24 protein-coding genes and 1 tRNA gene are annotated in these 24,387 nt (G+C 58.8%); 13 read left to right on the top strand and 12 right to left on the bottom strand.

What is annotated here, in order from left to right:
- Window positions 1-31: 31 nt before the first annotated feature.
- The 11 genes from uca to ABTV87_RS06795 all read left to right on the top strand — a co-directional run bounded on the left by uca (window position 32) and on the right by ABTV87_RS06795 (window position 12,471).
- The gene (gene uca / locus ABTV87_RS06845; protein ID WP_433899165.1) at window positions 32-3,664 is read left to right on the top strand and encodes an urea carboxylase; all 3,633 of its coding nucleotides are present in this window, start codon (window positions 32-34) and stop codon (window positions 3,662-3,664) included.
- 25 nt (window positions 3,665-3,689) lie between these two features.
- A complete protein-coding gene (atzF, locus tag ABTV87_RS06840; protein WP_221535261.1) occupies window positions 3,690-5,462 on the top strand; it encodes an allophanate hydrolase in 1,773 nt (590 codons plus the stop codon).
- A gap of 157 nt (window positions 5,463-5,619) precedes the next feature.
- Entirely contained in the window at window positions 5,620-7,107 is a 1,488-nt protein-coding gene (locus tag ABTV87_RS06835; RefSeq protein ID WP_085605500.1) for a sensor domain-containing diguanylate cyclase, read from the top strand.
- Between the two features lie 5 nt (window positions 7,108-7,112).
- Complete coding sequence (locus ABTV87_RS06830) at window positions 7,113-7,331, top strand: cysteine-rich CWC family protein (protein ID WP_085605498.1); 219 nt, start codon at window positions 7,113-7,115, stop codon at window positions 7,329-7,331.
- Between the two features lie 33 nt (window positions 7,332-7,364).
- The gene (locus ABTV87_RS06825) at window positions 7,365-8,057 is read left to right on the top strand and encodes a pseudouridine synthase (protein ID WP_433899164.1); all 693 of its coding nucleotides are present in this window, start codon (window positions 7,365-7,367) and stop codon (window positions 8,055-8,057) included.
- Window positions 8,058-8,373: 316 nt separating this feature from the next.
- A complete protein-coding gene (locus ABTV87_RS06820; protein WP_221535265.1) occupies window positions 8,374-9,258 on the top strand; it encodes an alpha/beta fold hydrolase in 885 nt (294 codons plus the stop codon).
- Window positions 9,259-9,427: 169 nt separating this feature from the next.
- Window positions 9,428-9,501, top strand: a tRNA-Gly gene (locus ABTV87_RS06815).
- 348 nt (window positions 9,502-9,849) lie between these two features.
- Entirely contained in the window at window positions 9,850-10,584 is a 735-nt protein-coding gene (locus ABTV87_RS06810) for a zeta toxin family protein (protein WP_085605492.1), read from the top strand.
- The gene (locus ABTV87_RS06805) at window positions 10,572-10,739 is read left to right on the top strand and encodes a hypothetical protein (RefSeq protein ID WP_167443763.1); all 168 of its coding nucleotides are present in this window, start codon (window positions 10,572-10,574) and stop codon (window positions 10,737-10,739) included. Before ABTV87_RS06810 ends, ABTV87_RS06805 begins: the two co-directional genes overlap by 13 nt.
- Before the next feature lie 611 nt (window positions 10,740-11,350).
- Entirely contained in the window at window positions 11,351-11,830 is a 480-nt protein-coding gene (locus tag ABTV87_RS06800; RefSeq protein ID WP_433899163.1) for a hypothetical protein, read from the top strand.
- A 230-nt stretch (window positions 11,831-12,060) separates the two neighbouring features.
- Window positions 12,061-12,471 carry a PaaI family thioesterase gene (locus ABTV87_RS06795; protein WP_039772722.1) on the top strand — a complete coding sequence of 137 codons (411 nt, stop codon included), beginning with the start codon at window positions 12,061-12,063 and terminating at the stop codon, window positions 12,469-12,471.
- 253 nt (window positions 12,472-12,724) lie between these two features.
- Here the strand turns inward: ABTV87_RS06795 and ABTV87_RS06790 are convergent, their stop codons facing one another.
- Together ABTV87_RS06790 and ABTV87_RS06785 are read right to left on the bottom strand one after the other, a co-directional pair.
- Window positions 12,725-13,603, bottom strand: a complete 879-nt coding sequence (locus ABTV87_RS06790; protein ID WP_433899162.1) for an ATP-binding protein — start codon at window positions 13,601-13,603, stop codon at window positions 12,725-12,727.
- Between the two features lie 531 nt (window positions 13,604-14,134).
- On the bottom strand, window positions 14,135-14,503 hold the full coding sequence (locus tag ABTV87_RS06785) for a DUF6124 family protein (protein WP_433899161.1): 369 nt from the start codon (window positions 14,501-14,503) through the stop codon (window positions 14,135-14,137).
- Window positions 14,504-15,031: 528 nt separating this feature from the next.
- On the opposite strand from ABTV87_RS06785, the gene ABTV87_RS06780 reads away from it, so the two are divergent.
- A complete protein-coding gene (locus ABTV87_RS06780; RefSeq protein ID WP_433899160.1) occupies window positions 15,032-15,760 on the top strand; it encodes a class I SAM-dependent methyltransferase in 729 nt (242 codons plus the stop codon).
- 40 nt (window positions 15,761-15,800) lie between these two features.
- On the opposite strand, the gene tam is transcribed toward ABTV87_RS06780, so the two are convergent.
- Together tam and ABTV87_RS06770 are read right to left on the bottom strand one after the other, a co-directional pair.
- Entirely contained in the window at window positions 15,801-16,571 is a 771-nt protein-coding gene (gene tam, locus ABTV87_RS06775) for a trans-aconitate 2-methyltransferase (protein ID WP_221535276.1), read from the bottom strand.
- A 162-nt stretch (window positions 16,572-16,733) separates the two neighbouring features.
- A complete protein-coding gene (locus tag ABTV87_RS06770; protein ID WP_375745848.1) occupies window positions 16,734-17,819 on the bottom strand; it encodes a type I restriction endonuclease in 1,086 nt (361 codons plus the stop codon).
- Window positions 17,820-18,044: 225 nt separating this feature from the next.
- On the opposite strand from ABTV87_RS06770, the gene ABTV87_RS06765 reads away from it, so the two are divergent.
- A complete protein-coding gene (locus tag ABTV87_RS06765) occupies window positions 18,045-18,455 on the top strand; it encodes a low affinity iron permease family protein (RefSeq protein WP_433899159.1) in 411 nt (136 codons plus the stop codon).
- Between the two features lie 46 nt (window positions 18,456-18,501).
- On the opposite strand, the gene ABTV87_RS06760 is transcribed toward ABTV87_RS06765, so the two are convergent.
- The 8 genes from ABTV87_RS06760 to ABTV87_RS06725 all read right to left on the bottom strand — a co-directional run bounded on the left by ABTV87_RS06760 (window position 18,502) and on the right by ABTV87_RS06725 (window position 24,330).
- Window positions 18,502-19,005: a DUF4142 domain-containing protein gene (locus tag ABTV87_RS06760; RefSeq protein ID WP_433899158.1), complete on the bottom strand. Its 504-nt coding sequence runs from the start codon at window positions 19,003-19,005 to the stop codon at window positions 18,502-18,504.
- A 75-nt stretch (window positions 19,006-19,080) separates the two neighbouring features.
- Window positions 19,081-19,236: a KGG domain-containing protein gene (locus ABTV87_RS06755; protein ID WP_077045875.1), complete on the bottom strand. Its 156-nt coding sequence runs from the start codon at window positions 19,234-19,236 to the stop codon at window positions 19,081-19,083.
- Between the two features lie 118 nt (window positions 19,237-19,354).
- The gene (locus tag ABTV87_RS06750) at window positions 19,355-20,704 is read right to left on the bottom strand and encodes a diguanylate cyclase domain-containing protein (protein ID WP_433899157.1); all 1,350 of its coding nucleotides are present in this window, start codon (window positions 20,702-20,704) and stop codon (window positions 19,355-19,357) included.
- 77 nt (window positions 20,705-20,781) lie between these two features.
- Window positions 20,782-21,420 (bottom strand): LysE family translocator, encoded by a 639-nt coding sequence (locus tag ABTV87_RS06745; RefSeq protein ID WP_433899156.1) that lies wholly within the window; start codon window positions 21,418-21,420, stop codon window positions 20,782-20,784.
- A gap of 60 nt (window positions 21,421-21,480) precedes the next feature.
- Entirely contained in the window at window positions 21,481-21,897 is a 417-nt protein-coding gene (fos, locus tag ABTV87_RS06740; protein ID WP_433899155.1) for a fosfomycin resistance glutathione transferase, read from the bottom strand.
- A 4-nt stretch (window positions 21,898-21,901) separates the two neighbouring features.
- A complete protein-coding gene (locus tag ABTV87_RS06735; protein ID WP_433899154.1) occupies window positions 21,902-22,624 on the bottom strand; it encodes a hypothetical protein in 723 nt (240 codons plus the stop codon).
- 35 nt (window positions 22,625-22,659) lie between these two features.
- A complete protein-coding gene (locus tag ABTV87_RS06730) occupies window positions 22,660-23,397 on the bottom strand; it encodes a hypothetical protein (protein ID WP_085605469.1) in 738 nt (245 codons plus the stop codon).
- 21 nt (window positions 23,398-23,418) lie between these two features.
- Window positions 23,419-24,330, bottom strand: a complete 912-nt coding sequence (locus ABTV87_RS06725) for a LysR family transcriptional regulator (RefSeq protein WP_433899153.1) — start codon at window positions 24,328-24,330, stop codon at window positions 23,419-23,421.
- Between the last annotated feature and the right edge of the window lie 57 nt (window positions 24,331-24,387).

Below are 24,387 nucleotides of genomic sequence, written 5' to 3'. Positions count from 1 at the left end.
CGCACCCTGCGCGGGCTCCAGGGGTTTCTCCATGTTCGAAAAAGTCCTGATTGCCAACCGTGGCGCGATTGCCTGCCGCATTCTGCGCAGCTTGCGTGAACTGCACGTCGAAGGCGTCGCGGTGTACTCCGAAGCCGATGCCGCCAGCCTGCACATCCTGCAAGCCGAGCAAGCCCACAGCCTCGGCGAAGGCGCAGCGGCCGGCACCTATCTGGCGGTGGACAAGATTCTCGCCATCGCCAAAGCCACTGGCGCCACTGCGATCCACCCCGGCTACGGCTTCCTCTCGGAAAACGCCGCGTTCGCCGAAGCCTGCGCAAACCATGGTATTGCCTTCATCGGCCCGACACCGGAGCAACTGCGGGTGTTCGGCCTCAAGCACACCGCACGGGCTCTGGCCAAACAGCACGGCGTGCCGATGCTCGAAGGCACCGAACTGCTCGACAGCCTCGATGCTGCACTGATTGCCGGCGCACAGGTCGGTTATCCGGTGATGCTCAAAAGCACTGCCGGTGGCGGCGGCATCGGCATGCGTGTGTGCCGTAACGCCAGCGAATTGAGCGAGTCGTTCGAGGCAGTGAAGCGCCTAGGGCAGAACAACTTCAGCGACGCCGGGGTGTTCATCGAGAAGTACATCCAGCGTGCGCGGCATCTGGAAGTCCAGGTGTTCGGCGACGGCCAAGGCGCAGTGATCGCCCTTGGCGTGCGCGACTGCTCGGTGCAGCGGCGCAATCAGAAAGTCCTCGAGGAAACCCCGGCACCGAACCTGCCCGAAGGCATGGCGGATGAGCTGTGTGCGGCGGCGATCAAACTGGCCAAAGCGGTGAATTACCGCAGCGCCGGCACCGTCGAATTCGTTTTCGACAGCGATGCGCAGCGCTTCTATTTTCTGGAAGTGAACACCCGGTTGCAGGTCGAACACGGCGTTACCGAACAGGTGTGGGGCGTCGATCTGGTGCGCTGGATGGTCGAGTTGGCGGCCGGTGACTTGCCGCCGCTGGCCGAGTTGTTCGCAGGCCTGCAACCGCAGGGGCATGCGATTCAGGCGCGGCTGTATGCCGAGGATCCGGGCCGCGATTTCCAGCCCAGCCCCGGCTTGCTGACAGCGGTCGATTTCCCCGTCGCCGATGGTCGACACCTGCGCATCGACACCTGGGTCGAGGCCGGTTGCGAGATCCCGCCCTACTTCGATCCGATGATCGCCAAACTCATCAGTTGGGCGCCGACCCGCGAACAGGCGCGTGCCGATCTGCATCAGGCCCTCGGCGACAGCCTGCTGTACGGCGTGGAAACCAACCGCGACTACCTGCGGCAGATTCTGCTCGATACGCCGTTCGCCAGCGGTCAGCCCTGGACCCGTTGCCTGGAAGGCCTGGTGTACCGGGCCAACACGTTTGAAGTGCTGAGCGCCGGCACCCAGACCAGCGTCCAGGACTATCCCGGTCGCCTCGGCTACTGGGCGGTCGGCGTGCCACCCTCGGGGCCGATGGATAGCCGCGCGTTGCGTCTGGGCAATCGTTTACTGGGCAACGATGAAGGCCTGGCGGCGCTGGAAATCACCATGAGCGGGCCGTTGCTGCGCTTCAATTGCGATGCGGTGGTGGCCGTGACCGGCGCACCGATTGCCCTGACACTCGACGGCCAGCCGCAGGCGATGAACACCGCCCTGCTGATCCCGGCGGGCAGTCAATTGCACCTGGGCAATCTGCCGGGCGCCGGGGCCCGCAGCTACCTGTGCCTGCGTGGCGGCGTGCAAGTGCCGGATTATCTGGGCAGCAAAAGCACCTTCACGCTCGGTCAGTTCGGTGGTCATGGCGGGCGGGCCTTGCGCGCCGGTGACGTGCTGCATCTGGCTGCCCTGAATGAGCGCAGCGCCGGGCAGACATTAGCCGCCCATCACGTCAGCGAATTACCTGCCGTGCGCCGGATCCGCGTCATCTACGGCCCTCATGGCGCGCCTGAATATTTCACTGAAAACTACATCGGCACCTTTTTCGCCACGCAATGGGAAGTGCATTTCAACTCCAGCCGCACCGGGGTGCGCCTGATCGGGCCGAAACCAGAGTGGGTGCGCGCCGACGGCGGCGAGGCCGGGCTGCATCCGTCGAACATCCACGACAACCCCTACGCCATCGGTGCGGTGGACTTCACCGGCGACATGCCGGTGATCCTCGGCCCGGATGGCCCGAGTCTTGGCGGTTTCGTGTGCCCGGTGACGGTGATCGAAGCGGATCTCTGGCAGCTCGGGCAACTGAAGGCCGGGGACAAGGTGCAGTTTGAGCCGGTCGATCTCAAGACTGCCCGCGATCTTGCCCTGAAATGGGAGACCTGTGGGAGCTGGCCTGCCAGCGATGAAGTTGACGCGGTGTCTGCTCGGGCCTCATCGCTGGCAAGCCAGCTCCCACAGGGTCTGGTTTCGCCTGTGGTTCTGGAGTTGGGTCAAGACGACAAGCGGCTGGTCGGGCGTGTGTCCGGCGATACCCATCTGCTGCTGGAAATCGGCGCGCCGGAACTGGATCTGGTCCTGCGCTTTCGCGCCCATGCCCTGATGCAGGCGCTGGAAGGCAAAAACCTGCACGGCGTGATCGACCTGACACCGGGCATTCGTTCTTTGCAGATCCACTACCAGCCCGAACAATTGCCGCTGGCCGATCTGCTCGGCATCGTCGCCGGTGAATGGGATGCGGTGTGCGCCGCCCAGGACCTGCAAGTGCCGTCGCGAATCGTCCACTTGCCCCTGTCGTGGGACGATCCGGCCTGCCAGTTGGCGATCGAGAAATACATGACCACCGTGCGCAAGGACGCGCCGTGGTGCCCGAGCAATCTGGAGTTCATCCGCCGCATCAATGACCTGCCCAACCTCGACGAGGTGCAACGCACGGTGTTCGATGCGAGCTATCTGGTGATGGGCCTCGGTGACGTCTACCTCGGTGCGCCGGTCGCCACACCGCTCGACCCGCGCCATCGGCTGGTGACCACCAAGTACAACCCGGCGCGCACCTGGACCGCCGAGAACTCGGTGGGCATCGGCGGCGCCTACATGTGCGTCTACGGCATGGAAGGCCCGGGCGGTTATCAGTTCGTCGGACGTACCTTGCAGATGTGGAACCGCTATCGCGCAGTCGCCGCGTTCGAAGGCAAACCGTGGCTGCTGCGCTTCTTCGACCAGATCCGTTTCTACCCGGTGAGCGCCGACGAACTGCTGCGCATCCGTCGGGATTTTCCCCTCGGGCGTTTCGACCTGAACATCGAACAGAGCCAGCTCAACCTCGGCGACTATCAAGGGTTTCTCAACCGCGAAGCCGAGAGCATCCACGCCTTTCGCCTGCAACAACAAGCCGCGTTCAACGCCGAACGCGAACGCTGGATCGCCAGCGGCCAGGCGCACTTCGACAGCGAAGAGGCCGTGCCGCAAAGCCACGAAGAAACTCCGCTGGCCAGCGGTCAGCAGAGTGTCGACAGCCACATCGCCGGCAACCTGTGGCAGGTCCAGGTCGAGGTCGGGAGTCGCGTCGCGGCCGGTGATGCACTGGTGATTCTGGAGTCGATGAAGATGGAAATCCCCGTGCTCGCGCCGCTGCCTGGCGTGGTCCGGGAGATTCGCGTGCAACCCGGTTCGGCAGTACGCGCCGGTCAACGGGTCGTGGTGCTGGAACTCGACTGAACCCATTTTTGCAAAGGATGACCTCATGAACCTGCAACTCGATGCCCTGCGCCAGGCCTACCGCGACGGCCAGACCACACCGCGCAAATTGCTGTTGGCTTTGCGGGAAAAAGCCGCTGCGCTCAATCCCGACTATCACCTGTTTATTCATCTGCTCAGCGTCGAGGAGCTGGAGCCGTACCTCGCCAGCCTCGACGGCGGTGATCCAGAGAGTTTGCCGCTGTATGGCGTGCCGTTCGCGATCAAGGACAACATCGACCTCGCCGGTGTCCCGACCACGGCCGCGTGCCCCGCATTCGCCTACCTTCCCGAACGTTCGGCAACCATTGTCGAACAGTTGCTGGCGCTGGGCGCGATTCCGCTGGGCAAGACCAACCTCGACCAGTTCGCCACCGGCCTCAATGGCAGCCGCTCGCCGTATGGCGCCTGCCCGAACAGCGTGTTGCCGGAATATCCCTCCGGTGGTTCCAGCGCCGGCTCTTCGCTGGCAGTGGCGCTCGGCGTCGCCAGTTTTGCCCTGGGCACCGACACTGCTGGCTCGGGACGGGTGCCGGCAGCGCTGAACAATCTGCTGGGACTCAAAGCCACCAAAGGCCTGATCTCTACGGCGGGCGTGGTGCCGGCCTGCCGCACGCTGGACTGCGTCACGACCTTCACCGCGACCGCACGCGAGGCCAGCCAGTTGCTGGCACTGACCGCCCGCTTCGACCCTCGGGATGAATACAGCCGCAGCAATCCGGCGTGGAATGACGGCTCGGCATTCGGTGCTCCCAAACCCTTCCGGTTTGGCGTACCGCGGGCGCAGGATCTTGAGTTTTTCGGTTGCCCCGAAGGCCCGCTGCTGTTCGGCGACGCCATCGACCGTCTGAAGGCTCTGGGCGGCGAAGCGGTCGAACTGGATCTGTCACCGTTCCTCGAAGCTGCGCGGTTGTTGTACGAAGGGCCGTGGGTCGCCGAGCGTTACAGTATCGCCGGCGAACTGATGGAACAGCGTCCCGAAGCAGTGCTGCCGGTGATCCGCGCGGTGCTGGCCAAGGCCCCGGCGGTGACGGGCGTGCAAGCGTTCCGTGCGCAGTATCGACTGCAAGCGCTCAAAGCCGTTTGCGATCAGGCCCTCGACGGACTCGACTGTGTGCTCACGCCCACCATCGGCCGCCCGGTGACCCTGGCCGAACTGGACGCCGAGCCGGTGCTGCGCAACGCAGAACTGGGTTACTACACCAATTTCATGAACCTGCTGGATTATGCGGCCGTCGCCGTGCCCAGTGCGGTCATGGACAATGGTTTGCCGTGGGGCGTGACGCTGTTTGGCCGGGCGTTCACCGACCAGTATCTGCTGGGCCTGGCGGACGCCTTGCAGCGCCAGCATAATTTGGTGCTGCCGACACCGGCGAGTCCGGCGCGCAATGACCGGGCGCGGCTGGTGGTCTGCGGCGCGCACCTTGATGGACTGGCCCTGAACTGGCAGTTGCAGCAACGCGGCGCCCGCCTGATCGAAGCCACCCACAGCTCTAAGGACTACAAACTCTACGCGCTGGCCGGCGGCCCACCACTGCGTCCGGGCATGCTGCGCGTGGCGGAAGGCGGCGTGGCAATCGAGGTGGAGGTCTGGGAGTTGCCAAGCCGCGAGCTCGGTTCATTCCTGACCGGCATCCCGGCCCCCCTCGGGCTGGGCAAGGTACAACTGGCGGACGGCCGCTGGGAGAGCGGTTTCATCTGCGAACCCTACGGGCTGGCCGGAGCGCTCGACATCAGCCATCTGGGTGGTTGGCGCGCCTACCTCGCCAGCCGCGACTGACCCGAAAACCTGGCAAATCGCCGACCTTCTCTGCTGGAGAGGGTCGGTGAGAGAGAGCGGCGTCTGATTACCCGTCATTTCAGGCACAAATCCCGCAGTTTTTTCCCGGCCATCTCACTAGAATGCTGCCATCGGGCCACCGTCGACGGAACTGCCAATGCCGCTCAGATCTGCGTTTTACTCCCAACGTTCGCTGGTATTGACTCTGGTCGCCCTCCTCGGCGCAGGTTTTCTCGCCACCTCGCTGCTCAGCTACTACGCCTCGCGGGCGTCGATCCGCGACAACATCGTCAACACCGAACTGCCGCTGACTTCCGACACGGTGTACTCGGAAATCCAGAAAGACCTCGTCAGACCGATCCTGATTTCATCGATGATGTCCCGCGACACCTTCATGCGCGACTGGGTGGTGAACGGCGAGAAAGACAGCGACCAGATGACCCGCTACCTCGACGAGGTCATGACCCACTACGGCGCCTACACCGCGTTCTTCATTTCCAACAGCACCCACACCTACTACCACGCCAAGGGCGTGCTCAAGCAGGTGAAAATCGACGAGCCACGCGACGCGTGGTACTTCCGCGTGCGCGACATGAAGGATCCGTACGAGATCAACGTCGACCCGGATCTGGCCAACAAAGACAACATGACCTTCTTCATCAACTACAAGGTCTACGACTACAACGATCGCTTCATCGGCGCCGCCGGCGTAGGGCTGACGGTGGACGCGGTAATCAAGCTGATCGACAAGTACCAGCAGCGCTATCAACGTAGCGTTTACTTCGTCGACACCTTCGGCCGACTGGTCTTGACGGGCGCCGAGGGTGGGCCGGAGGGGGCGCCAGTCGGGAAAAGCCTGAACGACCTCGAGAGCATGAAAAGCCTGGTCAGCCAGTTGCCCAAACCCCACAGCGGCAGCTACGAATATTCCGCCCACGGTCAGGGACATTTCCTCAACGTGCGGTTTATTCCGGAGTTGAACTGGTACCTGTTCGTCGACAAACGTGAAGACGGCGCACTCAGCGAAATCCGCCAGTCGCTGTACCTCAATCTGATGATCTGCCTGCTGGTAACGCTGATCGTGCTGGCGCTGGTCAACCGCTTGATCCGCCGCTATCAGGAAAAAATCCACGCCCAGGCCACCCTCGACAGCCTCACCGAACTGCCCAACCGCCGCGGCTTCGACCTGCTCGCCGTGCAAGCGCTGCACGAAGCCCATCGCGAGCCGAAACCGCTGACCGCGCTGCTGCTGGATCTGGATCACTTCAAGGTGTTGAACGACACCTACGGACACATGGCCGGCGATCAGGTGCTGATCGGGTTCGCCCGGGACCTGCAAAGTTGCCTGCGGCATTCCGACATCGTCTGCCGTTGGGGCGGTGAGGAATTTATCGTGCTGCTGAAGGACACCGACGGCGAGACCGGTCAGAAGATTGCCGAGAAGATCCGCCAGCACGTCGAACAGCATGAATATGCCTACAACGGTCATACCCTGAATCTGACGGTCAGCATCGGCGCCACCACCCTGCAACGGGATGACACCTTGCACAGCCTGCTGTCCCGGGCCGATCATGCGATGTACCGGGCCAAACAGACCGGCCGTAACCGCACCTGCGTGGAAATGCCTCACTCGACCTATGCCTGACACTCATGAACAAACCTGACCTCTGCCCGGCCTGCGGCGCCCGCAACGACTGCACCCTGGCCGACCCGCGCACCGCCAACCGTGCCTGCTGGTGCTACGGCGTATCCATCGATCCGGTAGTGCTCGAAGCTCTGCCGGCGGAACTGCGCGACAAGTCCTGCCTGTGCCCGCGTTGCGCCCAGGTCGAGGCGCAACTGCAAGCGGCCAAGCCGTCGATCCCGTAAGATGCGCGCCCCGCTACCTGCCGATTCCTGATCATGCGTGTCGACCGTTTCCTCAGTAACCTGCCCCGCTACAACCGCAAGCAGGTTCGCCTGCTGCTGGTGGAAAAGCGCGTGCGCATTGACGGAAAAGTCGTCAGCGACCCTCACAGCGAAGTCCTGGAATTCAGCCGCGTCGAAGTCGACGACGAAGTGCTGCAAAGCGGCAAACCGGCGCGCTACTTCATGCTGCACAAACCGCAGGGCTGCGTCAGCGCCACCCGCGATCCCGAGCATCCGACCGTGCTCGACCTGATCCACGAGCCAAACAAGGACGACCTGCACATTGCCGGGCGTCTGGATTTCAACACCACCGGGCTGATGCTGATCACCAACGATGGCATCTGGTCGCGGCGCCTGACCCAGCCGCAAACCAAACTGCCGAAGGTCTATTACGTCGAGACCGAACAGGAAATCGGCCCGGAATATGCGATCAAGTTCGCCGAGGGGATCTACTTCGCCTTCGAAGACCTGACCACCCAACCGGCGCAGCTGGAAGTGCTCGGCCCACGAACGGCGCGGCTGAGCATCGTCGAGGGTCGCTACCATCAGGTGAAGCGCATGTTCGGCCACTTCAACAACAAAGTGCTGCGCCTGCACCGCGAATCAATGGGCCCGCTGCCGCTGGATCACGCGCTAAAACCGGGCGAGTACCGCGCTTTGCGCACCGAAGAGATTCATTTGTTCTAAGCAGCCGACCGCTCAGCAGAAGTTGTCCAACAATTTACCAACGGCACTTGCGCGATCCGGATCCCCCTGCTTGAATCAGGACGTCGGCCAAATTGTGACCGACGAGTCACACATAACTTCTAAGAAACTTTTTGTCGGTAGAGAGCCTCAAGGGCTCCGCCTCAGCCGGCAGATTGCCCGCCAATAACAATACCCGTCGACCTGCCGTAACGGATCGACATGGGCTCCAAAATTCCAGGCGTATGCCTACCTGTCACAAAGCTCGTGCAATCTCTATTTGCGCGCATACCCGCTTGCTTGCCAGGAGTCTTATGACATGAGGCCAGAAATCGCTGTGCTGGATATACAGGGTCAGTATCGGGTTTACACGGAGTTCTATCGCGCAGACGCCGCAGAAAAGACCATCATCCTGGTCAACGGCTCGATGGCCACGACTGCGTCGTTTGCACAAACCGTGAAAAATCTGCACCCGCAATTCAACGTGGTCTGCTACGACCAGCCTTACGCGGGCAAGTCGAAAGTCCACAACCGCCACGAGAAACATCTGACGAAGGAAGTCGAAGGTCTGATCCTGCTGGAACTGATCGATCACTTCGCGGCCGAACACGTGCTGTCGTTCTCCTGGGGTGGCGCCGCGACCATGGTCGCCCTCGCCCATCAGCCTCGGCGCATCGAAAAAGCCGTGATCAGCTCGTTCTCCCCGGTGATCAACGCGCACATGCTCGATTACCTCGAACGCGGCGTCGAATGCCTCGGCCAACGTGACGGCGACCGGGTCGGCCACCTCGTCAACAACACCATCGGCAAACACCTGCCGTCGCTGTTCAAGCGCTTCAACTACCGCCACGTCAGCAGCCTGGCCGAGCACGAATACGGGCAGATGCATTTCCACATCAGCGACGTGCTGCACAGCGACCGTCAGTGCTATCTGAATGCGGCAAAGAAAATCAACGTACCGGTGCTGTTCATGAACGGCGAATGGGACGAATACACCGCCGCCGAAGATGCGCGCCTGTTCGGCAACCATGTCGCGCAGAGCACCTTCACCACCCTGCAGGCCACCGGGCACTTCCTCGACATGGAACACAAGTCGGCCTGCCGGGACAGCCAGAACGCCCTGCTCGGTTTCCTGAAACCGGCGCAACAGGCCAGCCGAACGCGTTACCAGCTCGTCCAGGATCACCATGCATTGGCCATTTGAAACAGTGTCGTCGCGAGCAAGCCTGCGCGGCTGAGAATCAGCCGTCCTCCAGCCGGCAGTGCTTGCCCGCGATTGACCGATCTGGCTCTGATTCAGGCTTTTCCACTCGCCACACGCAAAGAAAACTTCAAATCCGTGGCCGAGTCTGGTACAAAGTCAGCCGCTCTGAGCGGGTGTCGTATAATGGCATTACTCCAGCTTCCCAAGCTGATAACGAGGGTTCGATTCCCTTCACCCGCTCCAATCGAATTTATGTCCTGCGTCGTGGTTTGACGGGGGATACGCAAACAGAAAAACCGGCCTTGAGGGCCGGTTTTTTTATGCCTGCGTTTTGAGGTCAACTGCTTGTTCGGCAAAGAACAATTCAGAAACACACCGTTGATTGCAGATACGGTATCCCTCTCTACTCTTCATTCTCTCCAACCACAAGAAACACAGTTTGCTCAAAGGAATGATCCATGAGTACGGTTTCCCATCAAGATTCTGACCGATTGGAAACCACTACACTGCGGTAAATACAGAGCGCAAACCGTAAATGGCCTTTTAATCGAAGAGGGTTCACATCCAGTGCAGGAAGACAAAAGGCTTGAAATGACGGATGAAGAACAGGCCATCTGGGACGATGCGATCAGGTTCGCACGATCAAACAAGAAGGTTATTGGCAAGCGACTCACGGATCAGACCCGGTATCCGCCCGAAAAAGAGCCTGTTTCAGTTTTCATGGCTGGATCGCCGGGCGCTGGCAAGACAGAGGCATCATTAGCCCTGCTGAACCTTTTCTCTGATACGCCGATCCTGCGAATCGATCCAGACGACCTCAGAAACGAATTTGAAGCCTATCAAGGTGGCAATGCCTGGCTTTTCCAAGGCGCCGTTTCAATTCTGGTAGGAAAGCTGATTGATCTTGCCCTGGATCGAAAACAATCTTTCCTGCTCGACGGGACGCTTTCGAATATAGAGATCGCAAGGAAAAATGTCCGGCGCTGCCTGGACAAGGGGAGATTCGTACAAATTCTCTATGTCTATCAAGACCCCAGGCTTGCCTGGTCCTTTGTCAGGGCTCGTGAGGAAGCCGAAGGACGTAGGATTCGACCGGAGCATTTCGTCGACCAATATTTTGCAGCACGTGACGTGGTAAACACGCTTAAGCTAGAGTTTGGCAAGGATCTTCATGTCGATCTGCTTGTGAAGCACATTGATAATTCTGGCCGCCTCTACAAGGCAGGCGTTGACAAGATCGACTACCATATCCCAGAGAAGCATACGAGACACGACCTGATGGCCATGCTTGGGATAAATGACGGAGCAACCCCATGTTTTCCATGAAACTCGGATCCCCAAAGGAGTCCACGAGTCCATTCGCAGACTTCATTCGTAATGCGAAATCGGAAGAAAAAAAGCGCGTTTACAGTGAAGTGCTAACCGAAGCCACCAAAAAACAGAATGAAGTGATGCTGGCTGCACGTGAAAAGCAAGCCTGATTACGTTAGTGGATTCCAAAATTGCCCGGCCAAGTGCCGGGCTTTTTCATTCTGCCGTTGACGTGTTTTACGTGCTCTGGTGTACATCTGACACTGTTCCAACCGGCCTTCGAGCGATTACGCCTCATGTCAAAGGTGGTGCCAAAGGCAACCTTGCAGTAATGCCTAAGCGCCATTATTGTGATTTCCACATGACCTCGACAGAGGCTTGCCTTCGGCACTCAGCGCGCAGGCATTAGCCGCATGCAGAGGTTGTTGCCACGTCGGAGCCAAAGGTTTCGTACCTAATTTACCTGAGGTAAATCCAGCTGTGCGTGGCTGGAATTTCCCTTTTAAGAGACAGACATTTGACGTCCTCGAACGGTAGAGATGAGTTCAAGCGTGAGGTGATTCGCACCCTCCAAGAACGAGTCGGAAACAGATGCTCTGCGCCTGACTGCAGAAAGTTAACAACTGGCCCCAATTTCAATCCTGAAAAGGCAACTCGGATCGGCGTCGGCGCTCACATTACAGCCGCTGCTTATGGCGGCCCCCGGTTTGATGAGTCAATGACACCGGACGAGCGAAGCTCAATAAGAAATGGTATTTGGCTGTGTCAAAATTGTGCCCGGATGATTGATGTAGACCCCAAGCGGTATTCAGTACATCGGTTGCTCAGCTGGAAGCATGACGCAGAGCAGGAGGCCAACGATGAAGTTGAAGGCCGACCAAAGCAATTGCCAGCCGAGGATGACGAGCAGGAGGATGGTTGGATCTGCCCATTTTGTAAGTCATTCGTCGGACTGGAAAACCATGTCTGTCTTGGCTGCAGGGCGGAAGTAATTCGCGGCTCTACTGCGAAAGAGAGAGATAACGCCATGAAGGTGGGCTTGTTAGTCGGTGCGTTGATAGCCTTTGGAGTTTTTGGGCTGATGCCTCAATGGTTGAATTCAACATTTGGATGGCACGTGCCTGCGACCTTCGGTCTGGGGCTGGTTGCATTGGGTATAGGCGGAGGTCTCGCATTACTCAGCGGCTTGGGATGTATTCTCTTCGATGAGCGGCTGCACCGACGCCGTCCGCCACGCTTCTTCCGTCCGACGCTCACCTAATAGATGTGCGTAGTTGTGCTTTTTCCGCTCAGCCTCGGGTTGTGAGGCTTTGTGGTTCAGCACGAACCATGGGGCTGCTGCCCTTACTGCTCCATTGTGATCAGCTTATCGCTGTAAATTCCGCATACGTATGATCCTTCTCCGACGGCGAAGTCAGGTTTAAACCCTCATAAGCAACGCTCCGTATTCAGGCCAAAGAACCTGGTAACCAACCGGCACAGGGATCGACCATGAACGACACAGCTATTCCCGAGGGCTTCACTCCGCTGACCCGCAGCAGTCCGCTGCTCGACTTGCTTGGCCCGATCTATACCAGAGGCAGTGGCTTGCAACTTGAAATCGGTCTGCGGACAGACTCACGACATGCCAATGGACGGGGCACGTTGCATGGCGGTGTATTGGCGACATTAGCGGACGTCGGCATGGGTTACGCCATGGCATTCTCTAGCGACCCTCCCCTGCCATTGATCACGGCGAGTATGACCCTGGACTATCTCAGCGCGGTGCAGATCAATGAGTGGCTCGAGGTACGCGTTGAGCACTCCAAAAAAGGACGGCAGCTGGCGTTTGCCACTGTCGGGTTGCATGTCGGTGATCGAATGGTTGCCCGTGCCAGCGCAGTGTTCGCTGTGCCGCAGTAGTATCCCCCTGCATCCAACCGGTCTTGATGACCGGTTTTTTGTGTCTGGGATCTGGAGCAAGCCGAATGAATCAGAACACACTCAACAATGGTGCACGCGTAACCTCAACTACAGCTAACTCCATTTAATTGTGAGTTATCCCGACTAAACCGAGATAAGCCCCAAACTGTTGGAGTTAGAAGCAGCCAGCGGTTTCCACTTTCACGCGGGATCAGTCGCGCATTCTGGTCTCAGTCTCGCGTCTGAGACCGGTTCATCCTTGTCGACGCATATATTCCGCAAAAAGTGGGACGGTGAAATTCAAGTAGCCGTGATCTGTGCTGTAGATCATTCCTTTAGAGATTATGTTGGCACGAGTCGGACCAAGCGATGACTGTGTACGCCCCATCGCTTTCGCAATATCGGCCATTGCATAGGGGCCATCCCCGAGCTCTGACATCGTCTTCACGAACTGCACTTCCGACTTTGTCAGTCGATCAATACGCACCCTGAAAAAGCCCGCATCAAGAGAAGCCAGCGTCTCCGCGTATGAATGGTCCACATCTTCGACTGTGATTTCAGGCCCTTCAGCGTTGTTCCAAGCAGTGGATGCCCACTCCTGAAGGAAGAAAGGATACCCTCTCGTCCGATCAACAATATTGCCAAGTGCTGCGAGTTCGATCGAAGCCTCCTCATCCGCGATTGGCTTCTGAACTGCTTGAATTGCAGATACTTGGTCAAGCGCATCAACCGCAGGGTATAGAAAAAGCCGCTCTGCATAGGATTTTGCTTCGCCTGCCAAACGAGCAACCTGGGGAAGACCAGCACCGACAAGAAGTACCGGCAGCCCTTCTTGAGACATGTGATGGATCGACACAATAAGCGCAGATAAATCTGCTTCGGAAAAATACTGAACTTCATCAATCAGAAGAATCCAGCCTTTGCCTGCTGCTTGCGCAGCTTGACCTATCACGGCAAAAAGGTCTGGAAGATCGTATTGAAGATCCCCGCTGTCAGCGAATCCTGGCTCCGGTTCGACACCAATCTCCACGCCTGCGATGTCGATCTTGAAAATAGAGGCGAAACCGCGCAAACCATTCAGTCCACGGGTCGCAATTTGCTTGGCAGCTTCTACAGCAGAAAGTGAGCGCATGACTTTCCGCATTTCAGGAAAGAGAAGGCGTGCAAGACTTTCACGCTCCGGAGCCTATACCTTTGAAACGAGGAGCCCCTCTTCCCTCGCAATTTTTCCAATCTCGTTCAGCAGTACCGTTTTACCTGTACCTCTCAATCCAAGAAGCATGATGGATCGGGTGCTTCGTCCGTTGATGGCTCGCCCACATGAAATCCTGGCTGCCTCAAGGATTGCGTCGCGTCCTGCCAACTCAGGCGGTCTGCTAGCGAATGGATTACGGTATGGATCCATGAAAGCCTCACAAATGCTTATCTCTACACGAATATATCGATGTATAGCAGATATCCCTATACACCCTTATATTTCACTATATTTTGCTATTTATTGGGCTGAACTCTGTCACCCACACGAAAATTGCGTCTGAAATACTGACTCGAATACTCGCCCGATACGGACTTCGACAACACTCGACGCTTTGCAGCCAGGTTGAAATGAAACTAAAAACCGGTCGCGTGACCGGTTTTTTATGCCTGCCAGAACAGCTGCAATTCAGTCCTTCACCTCAACATGATCCAGCGCCTGATTCACCGCCAACTCCCCCAGCATCACCAACTGCGCAATGCCTATCGCGGTTCTGCGGTGGGTGGGGTCGAGGTTGGCGGCGAAGTTGTTGAGCATCTCGGATGCCGAGCCCGGTGACTCGCTGGCGTTGGCCAACAGGGATTCGGTGTCGTAGGCCGGGTTGGCGAAGTACATCGGGTCGGGCTGGTTGTTCGTGCCCATGACATGGACGCCGGGGCAGAGGTAGTGATCGAGGGCGCGGTTGGCAGCGTCGTTGAGTTTTCTGGAGTCGATTGAGCTGTAGGGGGACGTTGGGTCGGTTTCGACTTCGGGGGGATTCGGGGTTGGCTTCTTCATAATGGCTTCTTTCTGGTCGATAGGTGGAGCTGACCTACTCGGTTCCAATCGAAGAGGTGGCAGCTGTACGCAGGTTGGAACCCGGGCGAACCCACCAAAAACCCGACAGACTCGAAGTCTCCCGCGCACAGCCGCCATAACAAGAGTGCACACCATGAAGGCGGGCAAGCATACGTCATGAAAGGTGCTTTTGCTTTTTTGATGAGCTGCGGGATTCCAATCCCGATCGCCGATTCATCAGCGACCCACACAGGCTAGAGCCCGCACTTCCGACGGACAACCTGAAAACCTTGTGGGAAGGTTCAGTAAACAGGGCCAACTTTTTAAACATCCCGAATCGAAAAACCGCGTTTACAGATCCCCAACACTCGCCCGGTTCTCACACTCGCCACTACCCGCTAGCATTTCCCCATCGCCCACTACCCTCCCCCTGCGCGGCCATCGACGAATACGCGCCATCATCTTTCGAGGGATTCAAAACCGTGGCCTCCGAGCCACCTAAATCAAATTCAAAAGAGCAGCAAACCCATGACCCAGAACATCTACGACGATCCCGAGTTTTTCCAGGGCTACAGCCAGATGAACCGCTCCATCGGCGGCCTCGATGCCGCGCCGGAATGGCCGGCGCTGAAAGCCTTGTTGCCCTCCCTGCACGGTTTGCAGGTAGTGGATCTGGGCTGCGGCTACGGCTGGTTCTGCCGCTGGGCCAGCGAACAGGGCGCTGCCGAAGTGCTGGGGCTGGATGTCTCGGAGAAAATGCTCGAACGGGCGAAGGAAACCACCTCGGCCGCGAACATCCGCTACGAACGTGCCGACCTGGAACACCTCGACTTGCCTGCGTGCACTTACGATCTGGCCTACAGCTCACTGTCCCTGCACTACATCAAGGATCTCTCGGGGCTGTTTAACAAACTGCACGCGGCGCTTAAACCCGGTGCGCATTTTGTGTTTTCCATCGAGCACCCGATCTTTATGGCGCCGCGCAATCCGGGCTGGCTGGTCGACAGCGAAGGCAACAAGCGCTGGCCGCTGGACAGTTATCAGATGGAAGGCGAGCGGGTGACCAACTGGCTGGCCGACGGTGTGATCAAGCAGCATCGTACGGTCGGCACGCTGCTCAACGCGTTGATCGGCGCCGGATTCACGATTCAACACGTCAATGAATGGGGCCCGAGCGATGCCGAAGTGGCCGCGCAACCGGCCCTCGCCGAAGAGCGCGAGCGACCGATGATGATGCTGGTCGCGGTACAACGCTGACTCAAAAAGAAAGGGCCGATCAAATCGGCCCTTTTTCATTTCAACGTGTGGCGACAATGAACAGCCGTGGAAACGGCAACAGCACCGAACCATCCGCCAGCGCCGGATACGCCTTCGCGACCTCCGCCAGATAGTGCGCCAGATACTCAGCCCGCTCGGCCTCAGTCAGCGGACTGAGGAACGGAATAAGACCACTACCCTTGAACCACTCGACAACGCCTGAAGCCCCGCCCGCCAACTGATGGTGATAGGTCGTGCGCCAAACATCGACCCGCGCGCAATGCGGCCGCAGCATCGAAAAATAGGCACTGGCATCCGCCATCTCGGTCCGCTGCCCCGCCGCGCCCGCCAGTTTGCTGGCCCAAGGCCCGTTGGCCGCGACTTCGCGCATCAACCGATGGGACGGCTCGTTGAGGTTGTCCGGCATCTGAATCGCCAGGCTACCGCCCTGCGCCAACTTGCCTGCCAGCGCCGGCAGCAACGTCGCGTGATCCGGCACCCACTGCAAAACGGCGTTGGCAAAAATCACATCGAACGGCCCTTCATCGGCCCATTTATCGATGTCCGCCACCTCGAACTGCAACTGCGGCAGACGCTTGCGCGCGGCATCGATCATGTCCGGCGAACTGTCGAGCCCCTGCACTTTCGCCCCGGGAAAACGCTCCACCAACAACTCGGTCGAGTTGCCGGGGCCACATCCGATATCGACCACAGAACGCGCCTCCGGCGTGGGAATCGCCGCCAGCAGGTCGCGGGCCGGGCGGGTGCGTTCATCTTCGAAAGTGACGTATTGCTTGGCGGACCAGGTCATTGCGTTCTCCTGTCAGGACTTTTGCAGTGGTTCGCTACGATACATCGACTCCCTGCGCATTCCCTATCCGACTTAAGACGTGACGGCGGCAAGCACCTTTTTCGCGGACTTCGCTTGCATAAAAAAAACCGGCCGATGGCCGGTTTTTTGGAGAGTCCCACACTAGTCGTAATAGCCCACGGTCTTTTTCAACTGATCTGAATACTCGTAGATATCATCCACGGAATTAATGGGATGGCGGGTTTCGTTTTTCTCCTCGTCGAAAATGCCGATGTACTTCTGCGAACGGTTGAAATGCAGGCGGCAAATCGGTTTCCGGTTGTTGTCATCGAGCAGGATCCCAAAGTAGCTCTGGGTGTCACGCTGAACGATTCGTTTGGCATCGACAATCGATCGAACGACCGCCCGAACAATGTGATACCCCTCTAGTTCCTCCAGAGTTGTCAAAACCTTATCGTCTGACTCGTCACGGGGATCTACCGGATCCGTTCCGCCAGACGCAGCCGGAATAGATGTCAGCGTCGGCTGGATCGTTCCGCTCATGGCCGACTTGAGGCGGTCATTGATCTGGTCATTGAGAAATTGAACGACCGCTTTTCTCGTCAGTTCGTGAAACTGATCCCGCACCTTCTGCGTAATGACCCCGTCGTAGACTCTCGAAGCAAACACTTTGACGAAATCGTCATCCGGCTTGCTGACCTGCGAGGCGATAACTTTCTTGATCTGGCTGACGTACTTCAACTCACCCGCCGCGTTGATGATCGAATCAACGTCGAACGCAGACTTGGTGAGTTTGATGAGTTCTGGCACCGAATACTCATCAATATCCAGAAGGTCCAGTTCAAGGAAGGGCTTCTCATCCATCTTGTTCGGCGCATCCAGGTCAGTGAAGAACTTGTAGACCTGGCCGTTGGTGAGTATGGAAATTCGGGCACTGGTAACGTGGAAATAACGAAACAGCTGCGAGGCATGATTGATGTGCAGTGGCTCACCGATTTTCTTGCACTCGATGAGGATCTGCACTTCGCCCTCTTTCATGATGGCGTAATCGATTTTTTCGCCCTTCTTCGTGCCGATATCGCAAACGAACTCCGGCGTCACCTCTGTCGGGTCGAATACGTCGTAACCCAGAACAGTACTGATGAAGGGCATGACAAACGCATTTTTTGTCGCTTCTTCTGTCTGGATTGCAGCGCTCTGCAACCGGACTTTGGCGGCAAGACTGGCTAACTTTTCGAAGAATTCCATGAGCGGCCTCTGACTGGGTTTCTATCCGTGCACTCGCATGCTGGCAAATTGACTGCCATTTGATCCTAGACGCAAACCCACACAAAGAAAGTTCCCACTTCCAAAAGCGTTCAAAACCGTGACCTGGAACAATCAAGTTTCAAAGACAGCAAGTCTCTGTCAGTAGAATTTTCCGCATCCCTGCGATGTCTGAATTTCAAGCTCCCCCCAACAAGGAACACGGCCATGAAATTCGCAAAGATCTCGCAGAAACTGGCGCTCTGGGCCGGCAGCCCCAAGACGTTCATGGGGGCTTTGATTCTGATCGGGCTCTGGGGGTTGAGCGGGCCGATTTTCGATTACAACGACACCTGGCAACTGATCATCAACACCTCGACCACGATCATCACGTTCCTGATGGTGTTCCTGATCCAGAACACCCAGAACCGCGACACTGACATCCTGCATTTGAAACTCGATGAGTTGCTGCGGGTGAACAAGGAGGCGCAGAACGCGATGCTCGGGCTGGAGTCGCTGGATCTCAAGCAGTTGGAGGCGCTGCGTAGGCATTACCGGGCGATGGGTGAGAATGAGGTGTTTGACCTGGAAGGTCTGGGGGACAAGAGCAAGCCGAAACAGGATCTGAACGACTGTTGAAGAACGCAAAAACGGCGCCATGAGCGCCGTTTTTTTTCCCTCGGATTTAGCGGCTGGCCTGAAGTGCCCGAGCCATTTCCAGATGACTCTGCAGTTTCGGCAGGGTCTCGTCGGCAAACGCCTTGATCTCCGGCACGTCGGTGGTCTGGGCTTCCTGCTGGATCTGCTCGATGGCTTCTTCGGTGGCTTTGACCTGGCTGGCGGCGTAGGCCTGATCGAAGCTCGCGCCTTCTTTGAGTTCCGGCATCAACGCCTTGGCCTTGTCGGCGACTTCTTCGCGGGGTGCCACCGGGAGGTCCAGTTTCTTGGCGATTTTCGCCAGGTGCTGGTTGGCGGTGGTGCGGTCGTTGATGACGACGATGGTGTAATCCTTGACCTCTTTGGACTCGGCCTTGCTGTGCGCCAGACGACTGGCCTCGATGTCGGCCATGCCTTTGGCCGAGGCTTCGTTTATGAAGTCGGCGGGCGACTGGGCAAACGCGCTGCTGGCGAACAACCCCAGCAGGCTGACAAAACTGATGTGGCGTACTCGGGTGGCCATCCGGCTCATGGTCGCGCCCTCCTTCTCTCGAAATTCAAGCGGGAGCTTGCGCCCCCGCCTCTCAATCAAAACAACCTTCGCCGACTACTTCGATTTCTGAGCAGGCTTGCGGCCCATGTCGGTTTTTGGCTCTTTGTCGACAGTCGTGGTGGTGGTTTTCCCACCTTTGCGACCGGCTTCAGACGCCTTCGTTCGATCGTTGGCGAAGTTTCCCGAGTTCGAGTTTCTTGAGTTAGGCATGATTCTCTACCTCTTGGCATTGATCGTAAGCGAGCAGGTGCCCGCCTAGATTGAGAATTTCCTGACCGCCAAAGGTTTAGAAAAGTTGCCGTCGTCGCGACGAACGGTGACCCGCCAATCAGCTGTCCAGCCGCCGATGATTCAAGCGTTTGGCGGCGTACATGGCCTGGTCGGCATGACGGAACAGTTGCTGTTCCTCATCGCCATGCTCGGGATAACGGGCCACACCGATGCTCGGTTCGATGTGCAGGTTGTGCCCGTCCAGGCGCATGGGTTGCACCAGTACCTGTCGGATTTTTTCCGCCACGCTGTCGGCATCGTCGGCGGCGTGGACGCTGTGCAGCAGCACCACGAATTCGTCGCCACCGATCCGCGCCACGGTGTCAGTCTCGCGCACACAGCCCTTGAGGCGGTTGGCCACGGTTTGTAGCAGCATGTCGCCGACCCCATGGCCAAAGGTGTCGTTGACCTGTTTGAAGCGATCCAGATCGACGTACAGCAGCGCCATGTGCCCGGACTGATCACGCGCATGGCTCAGCGCGGCCTTGAGCCGGTCGCGCAGCAGTTCGCGGTTGGGCAACTGGGTCAGTTGGTCGTATTGCGCCATGCGTCGCAGGCGGGCGTGCAGTTGCTGGCGTTCGATGGCGGTGGCGACCTGGGCGCAGACGTATTGCAGCAGTTCCTTGTCGCGCTCGGTGTAGCGCTCGCCGCCGGGCAGGCTTTTGACGATCAGCGCGCCGATGGTGCAGTCTTTCGAGCTCAGCGGCACGCCGAGCCAGCACGGCGATTGCTGGCCGACCACCAGCGCGGCGAACTCCGGCGGCGCGTGGGGACAATCCGGGGTCAGGAGGATTGGCTGACCGCTGCGGATCACCTCGGCGCACAGGCGTCCGGTGACGGTGCCGGGTTGTTCCGGTTGCAACTCATCATCGTCGACGTGATAGGGAAAATTCAGCTGCGCGCAGTGTTCGTCGTACAGCGCCACCGAGAAATTCAGCGCCGGCAGCCACTCACCGATGATCAGGTGGATGCGCTTGAACAGCGCCAGCAGATCCTCCGCCGCATGGGCCGCTTCGGAGATCGCGTACAGCGCCGCCTGCCGGGATTCGGCGAGTTTGCGTTCGGTGATGTCACGGGCCACGGCGATGCGCAGTTGATCGACCTCCGACCAGCGCGCCGACCACAGGATGTGCACGACGCTGCCGTCCTTGCGCACGTAGCGGTTTTCGAAGTTGTGCTTTGGCTCGCCGCCCATGATGTCGCTGGCAGCAGCCAGGGTGCGCTCACGATCCGACGGGTAGACGTAGTCGATCATCGACTGGCCGATCAGTTCGTCAGGCGTGTAGCCGAGAATCCGCTCGCAGGCCGCGCTGACAAAAACGAAACGACCTTGCTTGTCGACCGCGCAAACGGCGTCCAGCAACAGATCGATGTAACTCGCCAGCGGCGCGGAATTTCGGCTTTCCATGGTTCAGCGTAGGTGTCCGGGCAATGCAGCACTGTTCAACCATCCGTGACCTCGACCTCGCATCCCAGCGACTGTTTTCAAGCCTTGTTCGGCATCAACCCCGGCAGCGCATGCACCAGCGCGTTGATGGCAAAACCGATGAACATGATCCCGCACAACCGGGTGATCGCCAGTTCATGGCGCTGGTACAGGGTACGCACCTGCCGCGCTCCGACGATGCCAATGAGGATAGCGTAGGCGAGTAATCCGCCGAGGAAACTCAAGGCGATCAGCATCGGCAGCATCGACCAGTTGAGCAGTTCGGCGCGGCTCGACAGCAACGCGGTGAAGGTCGCCACCGCCACCGGATAGGCCTTGGGGTTGGTCAGGCCGAACAGGATGCCGTGCCAGAACGGCTGACGGGCCGCGCCGTGCGGCTGATCGCCATTGCTGCGTTTGGCCCGCACCGCGCGCCAGCCGAGCCAGAACAGGTACAGGCCGCTGAGCACACCGAGCACATCGAACGCGGTGCTGCCGATTTCCCGGGCGCCGACAATCGCGATCAGCGCGGTGCTGCACCAGATCACATCGCCCAGCAGATGCCCGCACAGAAACCCTGCCCCGGCCCGCCGCCCACGTGCGGCGCCGATGCCGAACACCGCCAGCACACCCGGCCCCGGCGTGATGCCGTAGATGAAACCCGAGGCCAGCACGGCCGTTAGCAACGATGGAGTCATGGAAAACCTGCAAGTCCCGGAAAACGTGGCCGCCAGTCTATCCCAGCGGTTTGTGAATATTCACGACTCGTTGAAAAAACGCATCCCCGCATAGGGCTTTTGCCGACACGCGGCCAGTCGCGAGGCCAGATCGCCGACGTGGGCTTCGAGTTTGTGCCCGTCCGGGTCGAGGAAGTAGAACGACGCGCCTTCGCTGCGGTTGTCGCGCCATTCCTGCACGTTGGCGGCGCGAAGCTGTTGCACGAACAGCGGGAAATCCGCCGCGCCAATGCTGAAGGCGTAGTGGGTGTAGTCGGCGGCGGGTTCGGGATGGCGCTTCGGGTCGAGGGACAGACACAACCACAGGCCCGGGAGCGACAGATAGGCACCGGCGTCCCAGGTGGCCTCGACTCGCAGCTTCAGCACGTCGCGGTAGAACGCGAGGCTGCGGTCAAGATCGGTGACGGCGAGGGTCAGGTGGTTGAGGCCGGTGAGCATCGGGTCAATAACCTCTGAGGTCTTCGGGGAGGGTGTATTGCTTGCCGTCGTAGGTCAGGGTGATTTGGGTTTTCTTCAGCGGGGAATCCTGGGAAACGCACTCCTTGCCGGCCTTGACGGTTTTCATCGCCGTGCCGCTTGAGGTGACGATCAGGTCGGAATAGCCGTTGTGGCTGGCCGGGCCTATTTCTACGGTTCGGCGGATTTGCTGACCTTCACCCACACAGTTTTCCAGCCACTCACCGTTATTCTTGTAGACCACCAGGCCATCAAGTACCGGGCGCAGTTTATTACCCTCACGCACGTAGAGTGTCAGGTCGGTTTTTTCGTAGGGAATGGCACTTGAATTGTGCGAGAACTTTGACCGCAGCCCGAACGCACGAACATCCGAGGCCAGCCGATAGCGAGCGGTATCGACCAGCAGATCAGTGAAACGAATGGCATCGGAGTTGTAGGCACCGGGTTTCGCATACGTCGCCAGCGTCTTCCAGTTGCTGGTATCGATGATCGCCAGATCCAGATCAAACACACCGGCATCGTCACTACCAGCATCCGGCACGTAGGTGGATTTGAGGGCAATCGCCTGATCCTTGAACGCCGGCCATGCCTTGCAGCGTGCCATTGACTGGTCGTTGTAATCCTTGGTGACGCAGGAAACCTGGGCTTGGGCTGGAGCGGTGATGGCGAGAAAGCCGAGGGCGATGAAAAGTCGGGTTGGTGTAAACATTGTTCTTCCTTGAAATAAGTCGTGTTGGCTCTGTATCACTCGATGGCTTTGAAACCTTTAGGCAAGACGTAGGATTTTCCATCGTAGTGAAGGGTTGTCAGTTCAGGACTGCTGACACTGATTTTGTCTTCACAAGTATTGCCTTCGACGACATTGGTTGTCCCCGTCGTCTTGGTTTTGATGATCAGATCGGCATAACCATGGGAGCTGGTCTTGGCGATTTCTACCGTTCTGGTCGTCTCATATCGCTCGCCGGCGCAATCACCGTCCCATTCACCGCCGTACTCATAAACCACTAATTGACTGAGTACAGGACGTAACTTATCGCCTTGCCTTACATAAAGAGAGAGGTGCGTTTCTTCAAGCGGGTTGAGGCGAGAGGCATTGGTGAATTGCACGCGAACGCCAAACGCCCGTACCTCAGGGGTGAGCTTGTAACGCGCGGTATCGAGTGAGAGCTCTCGCAATGCCACCCCACCCGAGAAGAAAGCGGAGGCTTGGTGATAAGTGGCAACTGGTTTCGTTTGGTCGCTTTTCAAGACGGATAAATTGAAATCATAGGTGCCGCTCGTGTCGGCGCCTCCCGGCACGGAGCTGCGCTCAAATTTCGCATTCGCGCTGATGTTCAACCCCGGATAAGCGGGCCACTCCTTGCACACGGAGAAATCCAGATCACCGGTCACCGGCGCAGGCACACAATCAGCCAGCACCTGCCCCGCCATCAACGCCCCACACAGCGCCACCCAACCAACGACCCCAGACTTCACTGTCACGCCCCGCCCCCTTGATGTTTTTCAGCCGCGCACTATCCCCTGCTCAATCCGCCGATTCAACCAGTTCAACGCCTGATCCCCACCCCGCCGTTTGTGCCACGCCGACACAAATGTGAACGGCGCAATTTCAAACGGTGGCGGCACAACGATCAGCGATTCGTCATCCACCTCATTCAACGCCCGCGAGGCCACGGTCAGGATCAAGTCCGTGCCGCTGATGAACCGTGGCGCAACGCTCCAGTGCGGCAGGCTGATGGCGACGCGGCGGCGTTCGCGCAGGGCGGTCAGGGTGCGTTCGATTTCCGGAGTGCCGCTGCCGCGCATTTCCAACAAGACATGGGGACGGGAGAGATAGGTTGGCAGGTCGAGAACACCTCCGGCGGGAAGGCTCTGGCGATCCAGGAGGCAGACGTAGCGCTCCTCGAACAGCGGCGTGCTGCGCAGTTCGCCGGGCAATTCGGGGAGTACCCCGGCGGCGAGGTCAATGTCGCCGTTGAGCAGGCCTTCGACCATGCCTTCGCGGCTGGCGTGGCTGATTTGCAGGTCGATGCCCGGTGCTTCCGCGCGCAACGTGCGAATCAGCCCGGGCAGGATGATCGCCGCGCCGTAGTCCGACATCGCGAGGCGAAAGGTCCGACGGGCGCTGGCAGGATCAAAGGTGTTGGGCGCCAGCAGCGATTGCACCTGAGCCAAGGTTTCCGCCAGCGGCGCCGCCAATTCCAGCGCCCGCGCGGTGGGCACCAGCCCCGAACCTGCACGCACCAGCAACGGATCACCGAGCAAGTCGCGCAGACGCGCCAACGCATGGCTGACTGCCGGTTGGCTCAGGTGCAGGCGCTCGGCGGCGCGGGTCACGTGTTGCTCGCCGAGCAAGGCGTCGAGGATCACCAGCAGGTTGAGGTCGATGCGGCGCAGATCATTCATTCGATGCATGTTCCGGATACCAAAACAGAATTTAAATCTGCGCGACGAATACCCTAGAGTCCAGCA

The sequence above is a fragment of the Pseudomonas sp. PSE1(2024) genome (assembly GCF_050990555.1).
Classification (GTDB): domain Bacteria; phylum Pseudomonadota; class Gammaproteobacteria; order Pseudomonadales; family Pseudomonadaceae; genus Aquipseudomonas; species Aquipseudomonas aphyarum.
This window is presented reverse-complemented; position numbering and strand designations above follow the sequence as displayed.

What these genes read in the sequence shown, in the direction of transcription:
- ABTV87_RS06820 (WP_221535265.1), top strand. Translation starts at nt 8,374, where the DNA reads ATGAGGCCAGAAATCGCTGTGCTGGATATACAGGGTCAGTATCGGGTT.
- ABTV87_RS06810 (WP_085605492.1), top strand. Translation starts at nt 9,850, where the DNA reads ATGACGGATGAAGAACAGGCCATCTGGGACGATGCGATCAGGTTCGCA.
- ABTV87_RS06755 (WP_077045875.1), bottom strand. Translation starts at nt 19,236, where the DNA reads ATGCCTAACTCAAGAAACTCGAACTCGGGAAACTTCGCCAACGATCGA.
- ABTV87_RS06780 (WP_433899160.1), top strand. Translation starts at nt 15,032, where the DNA reads ATGACCCAGAACATCTACGACGATCCCGAGTTTTTCCAGGGCTACAGC.
- ABTV87_RS06805 (WP_167443763.1), top strand. Translation starts at nt 10,572, where the DNA reads ATGTTTTCCATGAAACTCGGATCCCCAAAGGAGTCCACGAGTCCATTC.
- ABTV87_RS06835 (WP_085605500.1), top strand. Translation starts at nt 5,620, where the DNA reads ATGCCGCTCAGATCTGCGTTTTACTCCCAACGTTCGCTGGTATTGACT.
- ABTV87_RS06760 (WP_433899158.1), bottom strand. Translation starts at nt 19,005, where the DNA reads ATGAGCCGGATGGCCACCCGAGTACGCCACATCAGTTTTGTCAGCCTG.
- atzF (WP_221535261.1), top strand. Translation starts at nt 3,690, where the DNA reads ATGAACCTGCAACTCGATGCCCTGCGCCAGGCCTACCGCGACGGCCAG.
- ABTV87_RS06765 (WP_433899159.1), top strand. Translation starts at nt 18,045, where the DNA reads ATGAAATTCGCAAAGATCTCGCAGAAACTGGCGCTCTGGGCCGGCAGC.
- ABTV87_RS06770 (WP_375745848.1), bottom strand. Translation starts at nt 17,819, where the DNA reads ATGGAATTCTTCGAAAAGTTAGCCAGTCTTGCCGCCAAAGTCCGGTTG.
- ABTV87_RS06735 (WP_433899154.1), bottom strand. Translation starts at nt 22,624, where the DNA reads ATGTTTACACCAACCCGACTTTTCATCGCCCTCGGCTTTCTCGCCATC.
- ABTV87_RS06725 (WP_433899153.1), bottom strand. Translation starts at nt 24,330, where the DNA reads ATGCATCGAATGAATGATCTGCGCCGCATCGACCTCAACCTGCTGGTG.
- tam (WP_221535276.1), bottom strand. Translation starts at nt 16,571, where the DNA reads ATGACCTGGTCCGCCAAGCAATACGTCACTTTCGAAGATGAACGCACC.
- ABTV87_RS06795 (WP_039772722.1), top strand. Translation starts at nt 12,061, where the DNA reads ATGAACGACACAGCTATTCCCGAGGGCTTCACTCCGCTGACCCGCAGC.
- uca (WP_433899165.1), top strand. Translation starts at nt 32, where the DNA reads ATGTTCGAAAAAGTCCTGATTGCCAACCGTGGCGCGATTGCCTGCCGC.
- ABTV87_RS06825 (WP_433899164.1), top strand. Translation starts at nt 7,365, where the DNA reads ATGCGTGTCGACCGTTTCCTCAGTAACCTGCCCCGCTACAACCGCAAG.
- ABTV87_RS06800 (WP_433899163.1), top strand. Translation starts at nt 11,351, where the DNA reads ATGATTGATGTAGACCCCAAGCGGTATTCAGTACATCGGTTGCTCAGC.
- ABTV87_RS06750 (WP_433899157.1), bottom strand. Translation starts at nt 20,704, where the DNA reads ATGGAAAGCCGAAATTCCGCGCCGCTGGCGAGTTACATCGATCTGTTG.
- ABTV87_RS06785 (WP_433899161.1), bottom strand. Translation starts at nt 14,503, where the DNA reads ATGAAGAAGCCAACCCCGAATCCCCCCGAAGTCGAAACCGACCCAACG.
- ABTV87_RS06830 (WP_085605498.1), top strand. Translation starts at nt 7,113, where the DNA reads ATGAACAAACCTGACCTCTGCCCGGCCTGCGGCGCCCGCAACGACTGC.
- ABTV87_RS06745 (WP_433899156.1), bottom strand. Translation starts at nt 21,420, where the DNA reads ATGACTCCATCGTTGCTAACGGCCGTGCTGGCCTCGGGTTTCATCTAC.
- ABTV87_RS06790 (WP_433899162.1), bottom strand. Translation starts at nt 13,603, where the DNA reads ATGCGCTCACTTTCTGCTGTAGAAGCTGCCAAGCAAATTGCGACCCGT.
- fos (WP_433899155.1), bottom strand. Translation starts at nt 21,897, where the DNA reads ATGCTCACCGGCCTCAACCACCTGACCCTCGCCGTCACCGATCTTGAC.